Genomic DNA, 16,923 nt, shown 5'->3' with positions numbered 1-16,923 from the left:
CCGTGAGCGGGTTCTTCGCCAGCGGTCACGCCGTCGATCTGATCCTAGTCATCATGGCGATCGAGGCGGCCGTATTGCTCGCCACCCGTCGCCTGTCGGCCTATGCGCTTCTGCTCGTGTTCGGACCGGGGGTCTGTCTCCTGCTGGCCGCGCGGGCGGCGCTGGTCGGCGCGGGCTGGCCGTGGATCGCCCTGGCCCTGGCGGCGTCCTTCCCCCTGCATCTGCTCGATCTGCGCCGCCGCCTGGCGCGCTGATCGCAGACAGGAAAAAGGCCCCGGCGTTCCCGCCGGGGCCCGTTCCTCAGCCGATCGAAACGATCAGGCCTGGGTCTTCAGATAGGCGATGACGTCGGCGCGCTGCTGCGGGTTCTTCAGCCCGACGTAGCTCATCTTGGTGCCGGGGATGTAGGCGCGCGGGTCTTCCAGGTACTCGAACAGGGTCTGTTCGTTCCAGACCTTGCCGCTGGCCTTGTTGGCGGCGGAGTAGTTGTAGTCGGCGATCGACCCGGCCGTGCGTCCGACGATGGCGTGCAGCGACGGGCCCACGCGGTTCACGCCCGCCTCGACGGCGTGGCAGGTGCGGCACTGGGCGAAGACGCGTTGGCCGGCCGTGGCGTCGCCGGTGAAGCTGGCGAACTGCAGCGTCGCGCCCGGGGCCGCGGCGGGCGCGGCGGCGGGGGTCGTGGCGGCCGGGGCCGGCGCGGGGGCCATGGCGTCCGCGGCCGGGGCGGTCGGGGCCGGAGCCGGGGCGGAAGCTGCGGGTTCCTCACCCCCACCGCCGCAGGCGGACAATCCGAGCAGGGCGCCGGCGGCGACCATACCTACGATACCGAAACGACGCATAGACAGCTCCCTGGGTTTGGTTTGGAGCGAGCTTAGGCCTGCCCCTTGAAGTGTCAACTGCGGTGGACACCACGGGTTCCGCGAACGGCGGTCATACTGACGCAGCCCACGGCGACCTCAGTGCTCCGTCTCGAGCCGCTTCCGCCAGGCCGACAGACCGGCCCAGACCGCGAACACGATCAGCGGAGCCAGAATGCCTTGCGCCACCGTGGCATCGAACCGATCCCAGACGTGCTCGATGGCCTTCAGCGGAAAGCCCAGCAGCGCCACGGCATAGTAGGCGATGGCCACGGTCGAGAAGCCCTCGACCGCCTGCTGCAGCTTCAGCGAAGTGCCCGCCCGTCGATCCATGGAGGCCAGCAGCGCCGCGCTGGTCGCCTCGGCCGCCACCTCGACCCGGGTGTTCAGCATCTGGGCCATGCGGGCGATCCGGTCGATGGTGGCGCGCTGGCGCTCGGCCACGGCATCGCAGGTCCGCATGGCCGGATCCAGCCGCCGCTGCATGAACTCGCCCAGGGTCAAAAGGCCCTCGATATGGTCCTCTCGCAGCATCTCGATCCGTTCACGGACGATGCCGTGATAGGCCGCGGCGGCCCCGAAGCGGAAGCCCGTCCGCCCGATCAGGGCCTCGGTCTCGCCCGCCAGTCCGGCCAGCTGATCCAGCAGCTGGCGGTCGGCCTCCGGGTCGGAATCCTCGGCCAGCCGGTGCGCCAGATGCGCCGCCCGCGTTTCGATGGCCGACAGCTCACCACCCGTCCTGCCCGCGACCGGAAAGGCGAGCAGGGCCATCAGACGGTAGGTCTCCACCTCCAGCAGCCCCTGGACCAGCCGCCCGGTCAGGGCCGCGTCGCCCGCATGGGCCAGCATCAGGAACCGCGTCATCCCCTGGGCGTCGGGGCGAAAGTCGGTCAGGGCGATGGCCGCCCCGTCCGCCAGGCTGGCTCCCACGACCTCCAGTCCGAACATGGAGGCGGCGGCCTTCTCGTCCACCTCGGCCCAGACCTCCAGCCGCGTCGCCACCAGCACCTCGCCCGGCAGATCGGCCAGCCAGTCTTCGGGGGCCAGGTCCAGGGCGGTCTCGGCGAAGGGCGTCGCGCCGGTCGGTGTGCGGAAGAAGGTCCAGGTCGACAGCTCGGTGTGCCGCTCCCAGCGCAGCCGCCAGGACCCGGCATCCAGAGCGCACCAGCGGGCCCCGGGCCCCGGCTCGGACTGGCCCAGCCGCCGGCACAGGGCCGTCATATGCTCGCGATCGCGGCTCTCCCCGTCCTGGCCCGACAGGGTGGCGATGCGGGTGACCAGGGCCGGGCCGACCAGGGGCGTGAACGGCCGGGCGTGGGCCTCCGCCAGCAGGGCGTCGCGCTGGGGATGGTAGCGCCAGCCTCTGGCGGCGGCGGACCCGCTGGTCATGACATCCTCGGCTGAAGACGGCGATCCCGACGACCGCGATGCGTTGACCCGGACGGTCATGCATGAAACCGTAACTGTCAAACGGATTGGACACTATGCGCGTCGTCTTCCCCTTCTCGGCCATCGTCGGTCAGGCGGACATGAAGCAGGCCCTGCTGCTGGCCGCCGTGGATCGGACCCTGGGCGGGGTCATGGTGTTCGGCGATCGCGGCTCCGGAAAGACGACGGCTGTGCGCGGCCTGGCCGCCCTGCTGCCCGCCCTGCCGGTCATCGCCGGCTGCCGCTTCAACTGCGAACCGGACCGGCCCAGCCCGGCCTGCCACGGCGTCTGCAAACACACCGGCGTCGGCACCACCCCGTCGCCCGTCGTCGACATGCCCCTGGGGGCGACCGAGGACCGCGTCGTCGGGGCCCTGGACCTGGAACGCGCCCTGACCCTGGGGGAAAAGGCGTTCGAGCCCGGCCTGCTGGCCCGCGCCAATCGCGGCTTCCTCTATATCGACGAGATCAACCTGCTGGAGGATCATCTGGTCGACCTGCTGCTGGACGTCGCCCAGTCGGGCGAGAACGTGGTCGAGCGCGAGGGGCTCAGCATCCGCCACCCGGCCCGTTTCGTCCTGGTCGGCAGCGGCAATCCGGAGGAGGGCGAGCTGCGGCCGCAGCTGCTGGACCGGTTCGGCCTGTCGGTCGAGGTCCGCACTCCCGACACTTTGGCCGAGCGGGTCGAGGTGGTGAAGCGCCGCGACGCCTTCGACCGCGATCCGGAGGGTTTCGCCAGGACCTGGAAAGCGAAGGACGCCGCCATCCGCAAGACGGTCGCGGCGGCCCAGGCCCGGCTGGAGACGATCGCCGTCCCCGACGCGGTGCTGGAGATGGGGTCGCGGCTGTGCATGGCCGTGGGGGCCGACGGCCTTCGCGGCGAGCTGACTCTCCTGCGCGCCTCCCGCGCCCGGGCGGCGCTGGACCGGCGCGACGCGGTGACGGAAGCGGATCTGCGCCAGATCGCCCCCATGGCCCTGCGCCACCGCCTGCGCCGCGGCCCGCTGGACGAACAGGCCTCCACCGTCCGCATCGAGCGGGCCATGGACGAGCTTCTGGCCGCATGACCGAGGATGGGGCCCCGGAGAGCGGTGCCCGGGACCTGTGGGCCGACGCCATGCTGGCCGCCGCGCTTCTGGCCATCGACCCGGAACTGGGCGGGGCGGTGATCCGGGCCGGGCCGGGGCCGACGCGCGACGCCTGGCTGGCGGGATTCCGCCCCCTGTATCCGGCCGAGACCGCCTGGCGGCGGATGTCCCCGGCCATCGGCGACGACCGGCTGCTGGGCGGGCTGGACCTGGCGGCCGCCCTGGGCTCGGGCCAGCGGATCCTTCAGCGCGGCCTGCTGGCCGAGGCCGACCGGGGCGTCGTCATCGCCCCCATGGCCGAGCGGATGGCGACCGGCGTCGCCGCCCGCCTGGCGGGCGTGCTGGAGGACGGCGCGGTCCAGATCGAGCGCGACGGCGTCGCCCAACGTCTGACCACCCGCTTCGTGCTGATCGCCCTGGACGAAGGCCTCGAGGACGAGCATCCGCCCGAGGCCCTGGTCGAGCGTCTGGCCTTCCGCCTCGAACTCGACACCATCGGCCATCGCGACGCCCTGCCGATCAGCGCCACGCCCGACGACATCGCCGAGGCCCGGGCGGCCCTGGCCCGGGTCGTGCCCCCCGGTGAGGACGCCATCCACGCCGTCTGCGCCGCCGCCGATGCGCTCGGGGTCTGGTCGCTGCGGGCCCCGCGCCTCGCCCTGCGCACCGCCGCCGCCCTCGCGGCGCTGGAGGGTCGGGACACGATCGAGCGCGACGACCTGTCCACCGCCGCCCGCCTGGTCCTCAGTCCCCGCGCCACCCGCATGCCCCCGCCGCCCGAGGCCGAGCCCGACAAGGCCGAGGCCGGATCGGAGCCGGACGACACGGACATGCCCGACAATCAGCAGAGCGAAGGCGAGGACGACGGGCCCGACGAGACCGACCCGGGCCAGGGCGCTCTGGACGACATCGTCCTGGACGCCGCGCGCGCGGCCCTGCCTGAAGGCCTGGAGGCCCTGTGGGGCGCGACCGGCACGATGTCCCGCGCCGCCCCGGCCCGGTCCGGCGCGTCCGGCGCCCGTCTGCCGGTCGCGAAGCGCGGTCGCCGCATCGGGACCCGCCCGGGTCGTCCCGAGGGCAGCGCCGGCCTGGACCTGGTCGAGACCCTGAAGACCGCCGCGCCGTGGCAGCGCCTGCGCGGCAAGGCGCTGGGGTCAGCCGGCCCGTTGCGCGTGCGCCGCGACGATTTCCGCATCCGCCGGTTCGAGCAGCGATCGGAGTCGACCGTCATCTTCGTCGTCGACGCCTCAGGCTCGGCCGCCCTGCAGCGCCTCGCCGAGACCAAGGGGGCGGTCGAACTGCTGCTGGCCGAGGCCTATGTGCGCCGCACCCAGGTGGCCCTGATCGCGTTCCGAGGCAGCGGTGCCGACCTGCTGCTGCCGCCGACCCGATCCCTGGCCCGGGCGCGGAAACAGTTGGCCGAACTGGCGGGGGGCGGGACGACCCCCCTGGCGGCGGGGTTCGAGGCCGCCGCCCTGCTGGCCATGGCCGAGCGGGCCAGGGGCCGAACGCCCCTGCTGGTGTTCATGACCGACGGACGCGGCAATATCGCCCTGGACGGCGGGGCCTTCCGCACGCGGGCCGAGCAAGACGCCCTCAACGCCTGCCGCCGCATCCGCGCCGCCGGCCTGCGCGGGGCCTTGATCGACATCTCGCCCCGGCCGCGCGGCGAGGGGGCGAAACTGGCCGAGGCCATGGGGGCCCGGTTCGCGGCCCTGCCCTATGTCGAGGCCGGCCGCGTCCGCGACGTCGTCCGCGAGCTGGAGGCCTGACGTGGGCTCAGGGCTTGTCGTCGACGGGGACGGTGGCGATGGCCCCGTCGGGGGCCTTGTCCATCGGATGCTGGTTGGCCGGCTTCCGCTTGAACATCACCAGACCGACGATCGCGATCAGGGCGACGATCAGCAGGGTGGCCAGGGCCAGGGTGGGGATCAGACTGTCGTCCATGGGTCGGGGCCTCCTTTGGGCCGGGCTGTGCCATCTGCAGACTCAAGCCCGCGACCGCGAACCCCGTTCCGTAAGGTCAAGGTATGAGCGAGCGCCCCGACTGGGCCGTGGAGGGCCGGGACTGGCCCAATCGCGCCGCCAGCCGCTTCATCATGATCGGCGACCTGCGCTGGCACGTGCAGGTCTCGGGCCCCGAGATCGGGTCCGCGCCGGTAATCCTCTTGCTGCACGGCGCGGGAGCCGCGACCCACAGCTGGCGCGACCTGACGCCGCTGCTCGCCGACCGCTTCACCGTCGTCGCTCCCGACCTGCCGGGCCAGGGCTTCACCGTCCTGCCGCCGGACCACGACCTGTCGCTGTGGGGCATGGCGCGCCGGACGACGGCCCTGATTCAGGCGCTCGACGTTCAGCCTTCAATCGTCGTCGCCCATTCGGCCGGGGCTGCGATCGCCTTGCGGATGTCGCTGGACGGGCGGTTCGGAGAGGCCCCGATCATCGCCGTCAACGGCGCGCTCCAGCCCTTCGCCGGGGCGGTCGCGCCGCTGTTCCGGGGGCTGGCCCTGGGGCTGTTCGTCAATCCCCTGGCGGTCCACCTGTTCGCCTCGGCCGCCCGCGACCGCAGCCGCGTCGCCCGGCTGATCCGGGGCACGGGGTCGATGATCGACGACCGCGGGCTGGATCTCTACGGCCGCCTGCTGCGCAAGCCCGGCCATGTCGCCGGCACCCTGGGCATGATGGGCCGCTGGGACATCTCCGACATGCTGCGATCCCTGCCGCAGCTTCGCGCCCCCCTGACCCTGGTGGTCGGATCGCGCGACCAGGCGGTGCCGCCCTCGGTGGCGCAGGAGGTCCGCGCCATCCTGCCCGACGCCACCGTCGTCCCCCTGCCGGGTCTGGGCCATCTGGCGCATGAGGAACGGCCCGATCTGATCGCCGGGATCGTCACCGACGTCGCGACCGCGCACGGCCTGCTGCAGCGAGAGACCGCATGAGCGGCGACCGGGTCTTCCTGATCGAGATGGTCCTCGTCTTCGGCGGCGTCCTCGCCTGGGCCGTCTGGGAGGTGGTCTCCACCCGCCGCTCGCTCCGACGCGACCGCGAGGCCTCAGCGCAGCGAGCGCGGCATGCGGAAGGGCAGCATGGCCCGGACCACGGGTGATCTCAGCCGCCCCAGCGACAGGCTCTCATGCACCCCCTCGCATGGCTCCCCCAACAGATGGGTGCGAAGGGTCGAGCGCGAATAGAAGGGCGTGTCCTCCCAGCTCCGCTGCACTGAAACCGGCTGGTCGGCGTCGGCCCGCGTGTGGCGCGGCATGCGCCACAGGGTCGGGGGCAGGGCGGCGTGGGGCGGCGGCTCGACCGTCTCGGGCCGGCCGTGCCGGTCGAACCGCAGCGCCAGCGACAGGGCCGAGCCGTCCTTGCGCTTCAGGTCGTACAGCACGGCGCTGTCGGTCTTCAGATGCGCCCGCGACCAGTCCCAGACCTCGAAAGCGTCCTCCAGCGGCTCGGTCCCGCCGTTGGTGTCCAGATAGCCTTCGCCGGTCCACGACAGCCCGGGCTCGTCCAGCGTCACCGCCACATGGGCCCGGGGCGCGATCGGCCGCCACACGTGCCGGCCCGCGGCATCCAGCGGAAAGGCCGTCCCGTTGATCGCGTGCGGCGTCACCCGCACCGTGCCGCGCAGGGCCCTGGGGATCATCGGCATGGGCGGCACCGGGGCGGTCAGCTCGTCGATGCGGATGAGCAGGTCGTCGCCGTCCCACGACAGGCTGCTGGGCCCGATCTGCAGATGCGCCGGGTCGCGGGCCACCTGACCGGCGGGCCGCTCCGTCATGGTCCAGCGCTGGCAATCCGGGCCATAGAAGGCGACGTTCAGGGCGCAGTGGTTGTCGGGATCACCCCGGCCGGACCAGGCGTACCAGGGCGAGAACACGCTGCCGACGAAGGCGATGATGGTCAGGCCGTAGCGCCCGTCCGCGCTCATCGCATCGACGTACCACCAGGCATAGCCGCCGGGGTCTACCGCCGCGTCGAAGCGCGGTCCGCCAGAACGGCCGAGGCCGCAGAGCGCCCCGACAGGGCCGCCATCGGCACGCCGGCCCCAGGGTGCGTCCCGCCCCCGCAGAGATAGAGTCCCGGCATCCGCGTACGGGCTCCGGGCCGTCGAAAGGCCCCGTCCCAGCCGTGCCCCGCCCGGCCGTACAGGGCCCCACCCGTCGCCGGAAAGCGTTTCTCGAAGCCGTCGGGCGTCGTGACCGCCATCGTTTCCGGCCTCGGGTCCAGCCTGACCCCGCAGCGCTCCATCGAGCGGAAGGTGCGCGAGCGACATGTCTCGATCTCCTCGGGTGAATAGGTGTGGGCGTCGCCGTCGGGCGGCGCATTGACGATGGCGAACAGGCGTTCGGGGCCGTTCGTGACGGCGGGCCCGTCGCCGTCGGGGCGGTCCTGGGCGCAGACATAGACGGTCGGGATCTCCGGCATCCGCCCGGCGTGCAGGGCGTCGAACTCGGCGACATAGTCGGGCGAGAAGAACAGGTTGTGCCGCGCCAGGGGAGCCGGGACGGCTTCTGCCATAAAGGCGAAGGTCAGGGCCGACAGCGACCGGGTCCGCGCCGGCGTCGGGTCGACGGCCAGGGCGGCGTCGGCGCCGAAACAGCCGCCCGCCAGGGCCCCGGGATCGGCGTTGACGATGATGGCGTCGGCCTCGATCCGCTCGCCTGAGGCCAGGACGACAGCACTGGCCCGCCCGCCGTCGCGCACGATCCGGCTGCAGGTCTCGCCGTAGCGGATCGACCCGCCCAGCGTCCCGACCAGGTCGGCCAGGGCCTCGGGGATCCGCTGCATGCCACCCTCGACCAGCCAGACGCCCTGCTGCTCCACATGGGCGATCAGCATCAGGGTGGCGGGGCTCTTGAACGGCGAGGACCCGCAATAGGTGGCGTAGCGGCCGAACAGCTGGCGCAGGCGGGGATCCTTGAAATAGCGTCCCAGCTCCGACCACATCGAGCGATAGGGCATGATGCTCCATTGGTCGGCCGGACGATGCAGGCCGATGTCCAGAGTCAGGCCCAGAACGTTCGGCTTGGCCTTCCTGATGAACGGCTCCTCCAGCACGCGGTAGATCAGGGCCGCCCGCGCCGCGAAGGCCCGGAACCGCTTCGCCTCCGCCGCCCCCGCCAGCTCTCCGACCGCCGCGACCGACCGCTCGAGGTCGGCGAACAGGTCGAAGGTCGCGCCGTCCGGCCAGCTGTGCCGCGCCAGGGTCTCGGCCCGCCGCACGGTCAGATGCTGGTCCAGCGTGGTGCCCGCGGCCTCGAACAGGGCCTCGAACACCCACCGCATGGTGAAGACCGTCGGCCCCGAATCGATGCCGACGCCCCCGGCGTGAACCTCTGACAGCTTGCCCCCGGCGGTGGCGGCGCGCTCGATTACCGTCACGTCCAGGCCCCGCGCGCACAGGTCGACGGCGGCGCTCAACCCGCCGATCCCCGCCCCGATGATGACGACCCGCTCGCCCGACATGCCCTTGTCCTGTTGACACGACACTAAAGGTGTCCACCCTGATTGACACAAGGGGTAATGCGCTCGCCCCGCGAAAGCCCTTCCCCTGGAGGGGGAAGGGTTGGGATGGGGTGGAGGCACGATGCCTGACGATTGGACACGTTCACCCGGTGCCAGAGAGCGGGTGTTGAAGCCCCACTTTGAAAGCGTGCCTCCACCCCATCCCCGGCCTTTCCCCCTCCAGGGGAAGGGAGAGGATGGCCATGCCTTGACCCTCCGCGACCGCTGGCGCGCCTGGCGCAACGGCCTGATCGGCGATCCCGGCTTCCAGCGCTGGGCCGCGCGGTTTCCGCTGACCCGCCCGGTCGCCCGCCGCCGGGCCCAGGCCCTGTTCGACCTGTCGGCGGGCTTCGTCTATTCCCAGATCGCCCAGGCCTGCGTCCTCTCCGGCCTGCTGGCGCGGCTGGCCAAGGGCCCCGCCCGGATTGCGGATCTCGCCTCCGTTATCGATCTGGCCCCCGAAGCCACCCTCCGCCTCGTCCGCGCCGCCGTGGCCCTGAAACTGGCCGAGCCCGCCGGCCTCGACCGCTATGGCCTGGGCGTCGAGGGGGCCGCCCTGCTGGGGGCCCCCGGCGTGACGGCCATGATCGAACACCACGCCCTTCTCTATGCCGACCTGGCCGATCCCCTGGCCTTGCTGCGGCGGGGCGGTGGGGGCGGGGTCCTGGCCGGCTACTGGCCCTATGCCGAGGGCGAGACCCCCGACCCCGCGGCCGCCGCCGCCTATTCCGGTCTGATGTCGGCCTCCCAGGCCATGGTCGCGGCCCAGGTGCTGGACGCCTACGATGTGTCGCGCCATCGCCGCCTGCTGGACGTGGGCGGGGGGCAGGGGACCTTCCTGCGCGCCGTCGCCGCCCGGGGGCCGCGCCTGGACCTGTCGCTGTTCGACCTGCCGCCCGTCGCCGCCCGCGCCCGCGACGCCTTCACCGCCGAGGGCCTGACCGTCGCGGCGACCGGCGGCAGCTTCTTCGCCGATCCCCTGCCGCGCGGGGCCGATCTGGTCAGCCTGATCCGCATCCTGCATGACCACGACGACGGCCCTGCGCTCGACATCCTCCGCGCCGTGCGCGCGGCGATGGCGCCCGGCGCGACTCTGCTGATCGGCGAACCCTTCGCGGCCGAGCGTGGGGCCGAGCGGGTCGGGGACGCCTATTTCGGCCTGTATCTGCTGGCCATGGGCTCCGGGCGGCCCCGCCCGACACGCGAAGTGATCGCCCTGTGCCGCACCGCCGGATTCTCGACGGCGCGTCGCGTTTCCACAGCCATGCCCATGATCGCCGGCCTGATCGTGGCCCGCGCTTGACGATCCAAAGTGTAATCAGGATTTGACAACTTAAACTGTCAATCTAAGCTGACAGTCGGGATGGGGCCCTATGGGGGGCGGCCTCCCGAAGGTCGCTCGATGAACACCCTGGCCGTCGTCTTGGAGGAGCCCCGCCGTCTGGCGCTCCGTCCGCTCGACCTCAAGCCGGCCGGTCCGGACGACGTGGTCGTCGCGGTCGACTGGAGCGGGATCTCGACCGGCACCGAACGCCTGCTGTGGGACGGCCGGATGCCGCATTTCCCTGGCCTCGGCTATCCGCTGGTGCCCGGCTATGAGTCGGTAGGCCAGGTCGTCGACGCCGGCGAGAACGCCCGCCACCGGATCTGCCAGCGGGTCTTCGTGCCGGGGTCCTCTCACTTCATCGATGCGCGCGGCCTGTTCGGCGGCGCGGCCAAGACCCTGATCACGCCCCAGGCCCGCACCGTCACCCTGCCGGAAGGCCTAGGCGACCAGGGCGTGCTGCTGTCCTTGGCCGCCACGGCCTATCACGCCATCGTCGGCGGCACGGCCCCGGACCTGATCGTCGGCTACGGCACCCTGGGTCGGCTGCTGCTGCGCATCACCGAGGCGATGGGTCACGACAGGCCCACCGTCTGGGAAACCAATGCCGCCCGCCGCAACGGCGTCGCCATTCACCCCGACGCCGACGAGCGCCGCGACTACCGCAACATCTATGACGCCTCGGGGGCCGAGGACCTGATGGACTTCCTCGTCGCCCGGCTGGCCCGCGGCGGCGAGATCGTCCTGGCCGGCTTCTATGAGGCCCGCCTGTCCTTCGCCTTCCCCATGGCCTTCATGAAGGAGGCGCGGTTCCGCATCGCCGCCGAGTTCAGACCGGAAGACGTCACCGGCGTCACCGCCCTGATCGAGTCAGGCGCGCTCAGCCTCGACGGCCTGATCACCCACCGCATGGCCGCGACCGAGGCCAACGACGCCTATCCCGTCGCCTTCGGCGATGCGGCCTGCCTGAAGATGATCCTCGACTGGAGGAATTGCTCATGACCATCACCCTGATTTCCCACAAGGCCCTGCGCGAGGAAGCCAGACAGGAGCCGGATCCCGTCCACACGGGCGCGGTCACCAAGGAAACCCAGATCATCGCCATCTACGGCAAGGGCGGCTCGGGCAAGTCCTTCGCCCTGTCGAACCTCAGCTACATGATGGCCCAGCAGGGCAAGCGGGTGCTGCTGATCGGCTGCGATCCCAAATCCGACACCACCTCCCTGCTGTTCGGCGGCAAGTCCTGCCCGACCATCATCCAGACCTCGGCCGCCAAGAAGCTGACGGGCGAGGAGGTCAGGATCGAGGACGTCTGTTTCCAGCGCGACGGCGTCTTCGCCATGGAGCTTGGCGGGCCCGAGGTCGGTCGCGGCTGCGGCGGGCGCGGCATCATCCACGGCTTCGAACTGCTGGAAAAACTGGGCTTCCACGACTGGGGCTTCGACTACGTCCTGCTCGACTTCCTCGGCGACGTGGTCTGCGGCGGCTTCGGCCTGCCGATCGCCCGGGACATGTGCCAGAAGGTCATCGTCGTCGGCTCCAACGACCTGCAGTCGCTCTACGTCGCCAACAACGTCTGTTCGGCGGTCGAATATTTCCGCCGGCTGGGCGGCAATGTCGGCGTCGCCGGCATGATCATCAACAAGGACGACGGCACGGGCGAGGCCGCCGCCTTCGCCGAGGCCGTAGGCATCCCGGTCCTGGCCTCGATCCCGGCCAACGAGGACATCCGCAGGAAGTCCGCCAACTACCAAATCATCGGCACGCCCGACTCAGAGTGGGGCGGCCTGTTCGCCGGCCTGGCCGAGGCGGTGTCCCTGTCACTGCCGCAGCACCCCAGGCCCCTGACCCAGGACGGCCTGCTGGGCCTGTTCGATCCGGAAACCACGGGCGCGGCCGTCAAGCTCATCCCGGCCAGCCAGAGCGACATGCGCGGCGCATCCTACGTGCCTAAGGCCTCGCTCGAAGTCATCTACGACGAGGCGGTCTGAGCTGATGGCTGACGGTCCCGCCAAAATTCCAGGCTCGCCGGTTGGCGCGGAAGCTTGTCATCCCGGCCGCAGCGAAGCGCAGAGCCGGGACGGGACGGGCCTCCCTGTGTCCGCGCCGGGCGCCGGCCCGGCGCACAGCGTGCCCGCGCAAAGTCCTGAGGGCCTGATCACGGATCCCGGCCCGGCCTCCGGCCGTCCGGGATTGCAACTGGTGGGGGGTGATGATGGCCGTCCCGGCTCTCCGCTTCGCTCCGGCCGGGATAACAATGGAGCCGGTGATGCGCCGGTGAGCGTCGACGGCGGCTGCCACGGCGGGAAGGCGGAGCTGACGGCGGCGGCGTCCAAGGCCGGCAAGTCCGAGGTTCTGGCCCGCTACGCCAAGGACTATCCGGTCGGTCCCCACGACCAGCCCCAGTCGATGTGTCCCGCGTTCGGCTCCCTCCGCGTGGGCCTGCGCATGCGCCGCACCGCGACGATCCTCTCCGGTTCGGCCTGCTGCGTCTACGGCCTGACCTTCACCAGCCATTTCTACGGCGCGCGCCGCTCGGTCGGCTATGTGCCGTTCAACTCCGAGAGCCTCGTCACCGGCAAACTGTTCGAGGATATCCGCGAGGCGGTGTTCCAGATGGCCGATCCGGAACTCTACGACTCCATCGTCGTCACCAACCTGTGCGTCCCGACGGCCTCGGGCGTGCCGCTGCAGCTGCTGCCGAAGGAGATCAACGGCGTCCGCATCGTCGGCATCGACGTGCCCGGTTTCGGCATCCCGACCCATGCCGAGGCCAAGGACGTCCTGGCCGGGGCCATGCTCAACTATGCGCGCAAGGAGGTCGAGGCCGGCCCCGTGCCCGCTCCGAAAGAACGCTCCGACAAGCCGACCGTCACCCTGCTGGGCGAGATGTTCCCGGCTGACCCCATGATCATCGGCCGCATGCTGGAGCCCATGGGCCTGGCCGCCGGACCGGTGGTGCCGACCCGCGAGTGGCGCGAGCTGTATGCCGCCCTCGACTGCGCCGTGGTCGCCGCCATCCACCCCTTCTACACCGCCAGCGTGCGCGAGTTCGAGGCGGCGGGCCGCAAGGTGGTCGGCTCCGCCCCCGTCGGCCGCGACGGCACCGCCGCCTGGCTGCAGGCGATCGGCCAGGCCTGCGATGTGCCCCAGGCCCAGATCGACGGCATCAAGAACGCCATGCTGGGTGCCATCGGCGCGGCCCTGGCCGGCTCGCCCATCAAGGGCCGGATCACCGTCTCGGGCTACGAGGGCTCCGAGTTGCTGGTCGCCCGCCTGCTGATCGAGAGCGGGGCCGAGGTTGAGTATGTCGGCACCGCCTGCCCGCAGACCAAATGGTCCGACCCCGACCGCGACTGGCTGGAGGCGAAGGGCGTCACCGTCAACTACCGCGCCTCGCTGGAACAGGACCTGTCGGCCGTCGACGCCATCAAGCCCGACCTCGCCATCGGCACCACCCCGGTGGTGCAGCACGCCAAGTCGCTGGCGATCCCGGCCCTGTATTTCACCAACCTGATCTCGGCCCGCCCCCTGATGGGCCCCGCTGGCGCGGGCTCCCTGGCCCAGGTCATCAATGCCGCCATCGGCAACAAGGCGCGCTTCGACCGGATGAGCGCCTTCTTCGAGGGCGTCGGCACGGGCGACACCGCCGGCATCTGGTCCGAGACCCCCGTCCCCCGCCCCGAGTTCAAGGCCCGCTACGCCAAGCTCCAGGCCGCGGCGGCCAAGGCCGAGGAGCACGTCGGCACATGACGCTGATCCTCGATCACGACCGCGCGGGGGGCTACTGGGGGGCGGTCTATGCCTTCACCGCCATCAAGGGGTTGCAGGTCATCATCGATGGCCCGGTCGGCTGCGAGAACCTGCCGGTCACCTCGGTGCTCCACTACACCGACGGCCTGCCGCCGCATGAACTGCCGATCGTCGTCACCGGCCTGGGCGAGGACGAACTGGGCCGCCACGGCACCGAGGGCGCGATGAAACGGGCCTGGCAGACCCTCGACAGGGACCTGCCCAGCGTCGTCGTCACCGGCTCCATCGCCGAGATGATCGGCGGCGGCGTCACGCCCGAGGGCACCAACATCCAGCGCTTCCTGCCGCGCACCATCGACGAGGATCAGTGGCAGTCGGCCGACCGCGCCCTGACGTGGCTGTGGACCCAGTTCGGGCCCAAGAAGATGCCCCGCCCGCGCCCACTGGCCGAGGGCGACCGTCCCCGCGTCAATCTGATCGGCCCGATGTACGGCGTGTTCAACATGCCCTCCGACCTGGCCGAGATCCGGCGTCTGGTCGAGGGCATCGGCTGCCAGGTCAACATGACCTTCCCCCTGGGCAGCCATCTGGCCGACGTGCGCAACCTGGCCGACGCCGAGGTCAATGTCTGCCTGTACCGCGAGTTCGGCCGCGGCCTGTGCGAGGCGCTGGAGAAACCCTACCTCCAGGCCCCGATCGGACTGGAATCGACCACCCTGTTCCTGCGCCAGCTGGGCGCGATGACCGGCGTCGATCCCGAGCCCTTCATCGAGCGCGAGAAGCACACCACCATCAAGCCGCTGTGGGACCTGTGGCGCTCGGTGACCCAGGACTTCTTCGGCACCGCCGGCTTCGCCATCGTCGCCAACGAGACCTATACCCGCGGCGTCCGCAAATTCCTCGAGGACGACCTGGGCCTGCCGTGCCAGTTCGCCATCTCGCGCGTCGCCGGCGCCAAGACCGACAATGCCGAGATCGCCCGCCTGGTCCGCGAGACCAGGCCCCTGGTCCTGTTCGGCAGCATCAACGAACGCATCTACCTGGCCGAGGCGTCCCAGGGCGGCGGGGGCTTCGGCCCGTCCGGCGTCTGGGTCCCGGCGTCCTTCCCGGGGGCCGCGATCCGGCGGCACACGGGCACGCCCTTCATGGGCTACGGCGGCTGCACCTACCTGGTGCAGGAGGTCTGCAACGCTCTGTTCGACGCCCTGTTCAACATCCTGCCGCTGGCGTCGCAGATGGACAGGGTCGAGCCGACCCTGGCACGGCCGCACGCCGAATTGCGCTGGGAAGACGCCGCCGCCGACGAACTGGAAAAGCTCGTCGCGTCCCAGCCCGTCATCGTCCGCATCTCGGCGGCCAAACGCCTGAGGGACACGGCCGAACGCGCCGCCCGACAGGCCGGGGAGGACCGGGTCACCCTGGACCGCCTCCAGGCCGCCAACGCCATTGTCCTGAGCGGGAGGGCCGCCTGATGCGCCGCCTGACCCCCATCGGACCCCCGTTCCGCCGTCCGGCTCGCCCGGGTTTCGGAAGCGACCACGGGACTTCCCCGTGGCCGAAGACGCGCTCCAACGAAAGGAGGAGATATGTCTCATCTACCTGATGAAAGACCAGTGGGGTCCCTCACCGGACTCACGCCAGAAGCGGCCAAGGAATTCCATGGCATCTTCGTGACCAGCTTCATCGTGTTCACGCTCATCGCGATCGTGGCGCATGTTCTGGTCTGGTACTGGCGCCCCTGGCTGGGGGCCTAGGTCTCCACTCTACTTTGTCGGCGAGGTCTTTTGCCTCGTCGTCGCCAACAAAGCCGAACACCGGCTATGGAGGACTACAGTTATGTGGAGAATTTGGCTCCTGTTCGACCCCCGTCGGGCGCTGGTCGCGCTCGCCGTCTTCCTGTTCACCCTGGCTCTGCTGATCCACTTCATCCTGCTCAGCTCGCCTCGGTACAACTGGATCGACGGTGCCCAGGCCACACCCGCGGCGGCTTCCGCCGCGGCCCCCTGATCGGGTCACCGCGAATGCGGCGCGCGGGCGGAGACGGAGCGATCCGGGCTCCGTCCGACGCGACTGCGATGAAACGAATGTCCAGCTCGCGGGGCGAGATCGAGGACGGAGACGGTCATGGCCTTACTGAGTTTTGAGCGCAAATACCGGATCAGGGGCGGCACCCTGATCGGGGGTGACATGTTCGATTTCTGGGTCGGGCCGTTCTACGTCGGCTTCTTCGGCGTCACGACGGCGTTCTTCTCGGCGCTGGGCACGGCGCTGATCTTCTACGGAGCGTCGCTGGGCGACACCTGGAACCCGTGGCTGATCACCATCGATCCGCCGGACGTCGCCTACGGCCTGTCCCTGGCCCCCCTGCGCGAGGGCGGGATCTGGCAGCTGGTGACCATCTTCGCCACCGGGGCCTTCTGTTCCTGGGCCCTGCGCGAGGTCGAGATCTGTCGCAAGCTGGGCATCGGCCTGCATGTGCCGATCGCCTTCGGCGTCGCCATCCTGGCCTATGTGACGCTCAACATCGTGCGGCCGTTCCTGCTCGGATCCTGGAGCAACGGCTTTCCGTACGGCATCTTCAGCCACCTCGATTGGGTGTCGAACGTCGGCTACCAGTATCTGAATTTCCACTACAATCCGGCCCACATGATCGCCGTGAGCTTCTTCTTCACGACGACCATGGCCCTGGCCCTGCACGGCTCGCTGATCCTGGCCGCCGCCAACCCCGGCAAGGGCCGGGAGGTGCGCCAGCCCGAGCACGAGGACACCTTCTTCCGTGACTTCATCGGCTATTCGGTCGGCACCCTGGGCATCCACCGGGTCGGCCTGTTCCTGGCGCTCCAGGCCGGGCTCTGGAGCGCGATCTGCATCGTCATCAGCGGTCCCTTCTGGGACAAGGGCTGGCCCGAATGGTGGGACGGCTGGCGCAACCTGCCGATCTGGCAATAAGGGAGGGGGGAAC

17 protein-coding genes are annotated in these 16,923 nt (G+C 70.8%); 12 read left to right on the top strand and 5 right to left on the bottom strand.

Features of this window, described 5'->3' with window-relative positions; translation table 11 throughout:
* Positions 1 to 2: 2 nt before the first annotated feature.
* A complete protein-coding gene (locus tag BZG35_RS15440) occupies positions 3 to 254 on the top strand; it encodes a hypothetical protein (RefSeq protein WP_077356967.1) in 252 nt (83 codons plus the stop codon).
* Between the two features lie 63 nt (positions 255 to 317).
* On the opposite strand, the gene BZG35_RS15435 is transcribed toward BZG35_RS15440, so the two are convergent.
* Positions 318 to 818 carry a cytochrome c family protein gene (locus BZG35_RS15435; RefSeq protein WP_253189197.1) on the bottom strand — a complete coding sequence of 167 codons (501 nt, stop codon included), beginning with the start codon at positions 816 to 818 and terminating at the stop codon, positions 318 to 320.
* Positions 819 to 959: 141 nt separating this feature from the next.
* Positions 960 to 2,249, bottom strand: a complete 1,290-nt coding sequence (locus BZG35_RS15430; protein ID WP_171981980.1) for a DUF3422 family protein — start codon at positions 2,247 to 2,249, stop codon at positions 960 to 962.
* A gap of 95 nt (positions 2,250 to 2,344) precedes the next feature.
* Between BZG35_RS15430 and bchI the strand changes: the two genes are divergently transcribed.
* Both bchI and BZG35_RS15420 read left to right on the top strand, forming a co-directional pair.
* A complete protein-coding gene (gene bchI / locus BZG35_RS15425; protein ID WP_077356961.1) occupies positions 2,345 to 3,355 on the top strand; it encodes a magnesium chelatase ATPase subunit I in 1,011 nt (336 codons plus the stop codon).
* Positions 3,352 to 5,148, top strand: coding sequence for a magnesium chelatase subunit D (locus BZG35_RS15420; RefSeq protein ID WP_077356959.1), 1,797 nt, complete (start codon positions 3,352 to 3,354; stop codon positions 5,146 to 5,148). Before bchI ends, BZG35_RS15420 begins: the two co-directional genes overlap by 4 nt.
* A gap of 7 nt (positions 5,149 to 5,155) precedes the next feature.
* Here BZG35_RS15420 and BZG35_RS18035 read toward each other — a convergent pair whose 3' ends face one another.
* A complete protein-coding gene (locus tag BZG35_RS18035; protein ID WP_171981979.1) occupies positions 5,156 to 5,323 on the bottom strand; it encodes a hypothetical protein in 168 nt (55 codons plus the stop codon).
* 83 nt (positions 5,324 to 5,406) lie between these two features.
* On the opposite strand from BZG35_RS18035, the gene bchO reads away from it, so the two are divergent.
* Positions 5,407 to 6,315 carry an alpha/beta fold hydrolase BchO gene (bchO, locus tag BZG35_RS15415; protein ID WP_077356957.1) on the top strand — a complete coding sequence of 303 codons (909 nt, stop codon included), beginning with the start codon at positions 5,407 to 5,409 and terminating at the stop codon, positions 6,313 to 6,315.
* Between the two features lie 113 nt (positions 6,316 to 6,428).
* On the opposite strand, the gene BZG35_RS15410 is transcribed toward bchO, so the two are convergent.
* Entirely contained in the window at positions 6,429 to 7,307 is an 879-nt protein-coding gene (locus BZG35_RS15410) for a hydratase (protein ID WP_077356955.1), read from the bottom strand.
* A gap of 35 nt (positions 7,308 to 7,342) precedes the next feature.
* Positions 7,343 to 8,845 carry a 1-hydroxycarotenoid 3,4-desaturase CrtD gene (gene crtD / locus BZG35_RS15405; RefSeq protein ID WP_077356953.1) on the bottom strand — a complete coding sequence of 501 codons (1,503 nt, stop codon included), beginning with the start codon at positions 8,843 to 8,845 and terminating at the stop codon, positions 7,343 to 7,345.
* A gap of 247 nt (positions 8,846 to 9,092) precedes the next feature.
* Between crtD and BZG35_RS15400 the strand changes: the two genes are divergently transcribed.
* From BZG35_RS15400 to pufL, 8 genes are all read left to right on the top strand, one after another.
* Positions 9,093 to 10,187 carry a methyltransferase gene (locus tag BZG35_RS15400; protein WP_253189196.1) on the top strand — a complete coding sequence of 365 codons (1,095 nt, stop codon included), beginning with the start codon at positions 9,093 to 9,095 and terminating at the stop codon, positions 10,185 to 10,187.
* Between the two features lie 99 nt (positions 10,188 to 10,286).
* Entirely contained in the window at positions 10,287 to 11,210 is a 924-nt protein-coding gene (gene bchC / locus BZG35_RS15395; protein WP_077356949.1) for a chlorophyll synthesis pathway protein BchC, read from the top strand.
* Positions 11,207 to 12,199, top strand: a complete 993-nt coding sequence (locus BZG35_RS15390; protein ID WP_171981978.1) for a chlorophyllide a reductase iron protein subunit X — start codon at positions 11,207 to 11,209, stop codon at positions 12,197 to 12,199. Before bchC ends, BZG35_RS15390 begins: the two co-directional genes overlap by 4 nt.
* Positions 12,200 to 12,485: 286 nt before the next feature.
* Positions 12,486 to 13,961: a chlorophyllide a reductase subunit Y gene (bchY, locus tag BZG35_RS15385; protein ID WP_077356947.1), complete on the top strand. Its 1,476-nt coding sequence runs from the start codon at positions 12,486 to 12,488 to the stop codon at positions 13,959 to 13,961.
* Complete coding sequence (bchZ, locus tag BZG35_RS15380; RefSeq protein ID WP_077356945.1) at positions 13,958 to 15,433, top strand: chlorophyllide a reductase subunit Z; 1,476 nt, start codon at positions 13,958 to 13,960, stop codon at positions 15,431 to 15,433. The genes bchY and bchZ overlap by 4 nt, the downstream gene beginning before the upstream one ends.
* Before the next feature lie 141 nt (positions 15,434 to 15,574).
* Positions 15,575 to 15,715 (top strand): light-harvesting antenna LH1, beta subunit, encoded by a 141-nt coding sequence (gene pufB, locus BZG35_RS15375; RefSeq protein WP_253189195.1) that lies wholly within the window; start codon positions 15,575 to 15,577, stop codon positions 15,713 to 15,715.
* 82 nt (positions 15,716 to 15,797) lie between these two features.
* Positions 15,798 to 15,968, top strand: a complete 171-nt coding sequence (pufA, locus tag BZG35_RS15370; RefSeq protein ID WP_013270447.1) for a light-harvesting antenna LH1, alpha subunit — start codon at positions 15,798 to 15,800, stop codon at positions 15,966 to 15,968.
* A 117-nt stretch (positions 15,969 to 16,085) separates the two neighbouring features.
* Positions 16,086 to 16,910 (top strand): photosynthetic reaction center subunit L, encoded by an 825-nt coding sequence (gene pufL, locus BZG35_RS15365; RefSeq protein ID WP_077356941.1) that lies wholly within the window; start codon positions 16,086 to 16,088, stop codon positions 16,908 to 16,910.
* Positions 16,911 to 16,923: the final 13 nt, after the last annotated feature.

The sequence above is a fragment of the Brevundimonas sp. LM2 genome, assembly GCF_002002865.1.
Taxonomy (GTDB): domain Bacteria; phylum Pseudomonadota; class Alphaproteobacteria; order Caulobacterales; family Caulobacteraceae; genus Brevundimonas.
Note: the sequence above shows the minus strand (reverse complement) of the source record. Positions and strands in the feature narration are given on the sequence as shown.

Coding starts and splice junctions, on each gene's coding strand:
- pufA (WP_013270447.1), top strand. CDS start 15,798: ATGTGGAGAATTTGGCTCCTGTTCGACCCCCGTCGGGCGCTGGTCGCG.
- BZG35_RS15430 (WP_171981980.1), bottom strand. CDS start 2,249: ATGACCAGCGGGTCCGCCGCCGCCAGAGGCTGGCGCTACCATCCCCAG.
- BZG35_RS15420 (WP_077356959.1), top strand. CDS start 3,352: ATGACCGAGGATGGGGCCCCGGAGAGCGGTGCCCGGGACCTGTGGGCC.
- BZG35_RS15435 (WP_253189197.1), bottom strand. CDS start 818: ATGGTCGCCGCCGGCGCCCTGCTCGGATTGTCCGCCTGCGGCGGTGGG.
- BZG35_RS18035 (WP_171981979.1), bottom strand. CDS start 5,323: ATGGACGACAGTCTGATCCCCACCCTGGCCCTGGCCACCCTGCTGATC.
- bchC (WP_077356949.1), top strand. CDS start 10,287: ATGAACACCCTGGCCGTCGTCTTGGAGGAGCCCCGCCGTCTGGCGCTC.
- crtD (WP_077356953.1), bottom strand. CDS start 8,845: ATGTCGGGCGAGCGGGTCGTCATCATCGGGGCGGGGATCGGCGGGTTG.
- pufL (WP_077356941.1), top strand. CDS start 16,086: ATGGCCTTACTGAGTTTTGAGCGCAAATACCGGATCAGGGGCGGCACC.
- BZG35_RS15410 (WP_077356955.1), bottom strand. CDS start 7,307: ATGAGCGCGGACGGGCGCTACGGCCTGACCATCATCGCCTTCGTCGGC.
- bchZ (WP_077356945.1), top strand. CDS start 13,958: ATGACGCTGATCCTCGATCACGACCGCGCGGGGGGCTACTGGGGGGCG.
- bchO (WP_077356957.1), top strand. CDS start 5,407: ATGAGCGAGCGCCCCGACTGGGCCGTGGAGGGCCGGGACTGGCCCAAT.
- BZG35_RS15390 (WP_171981978.1), top strand. CDS start 11,207: ATGACCATCACCCTGATTTCCCACAAGGCCCTGCGCGAGGAAGCCAGA.
- bchI (WP_077356961.1), top strand. CDS start 2,345: ATGCGCGTCGTCTTCCCCTTCTCGGCCATCGTCGGTCAGGCGGACATG.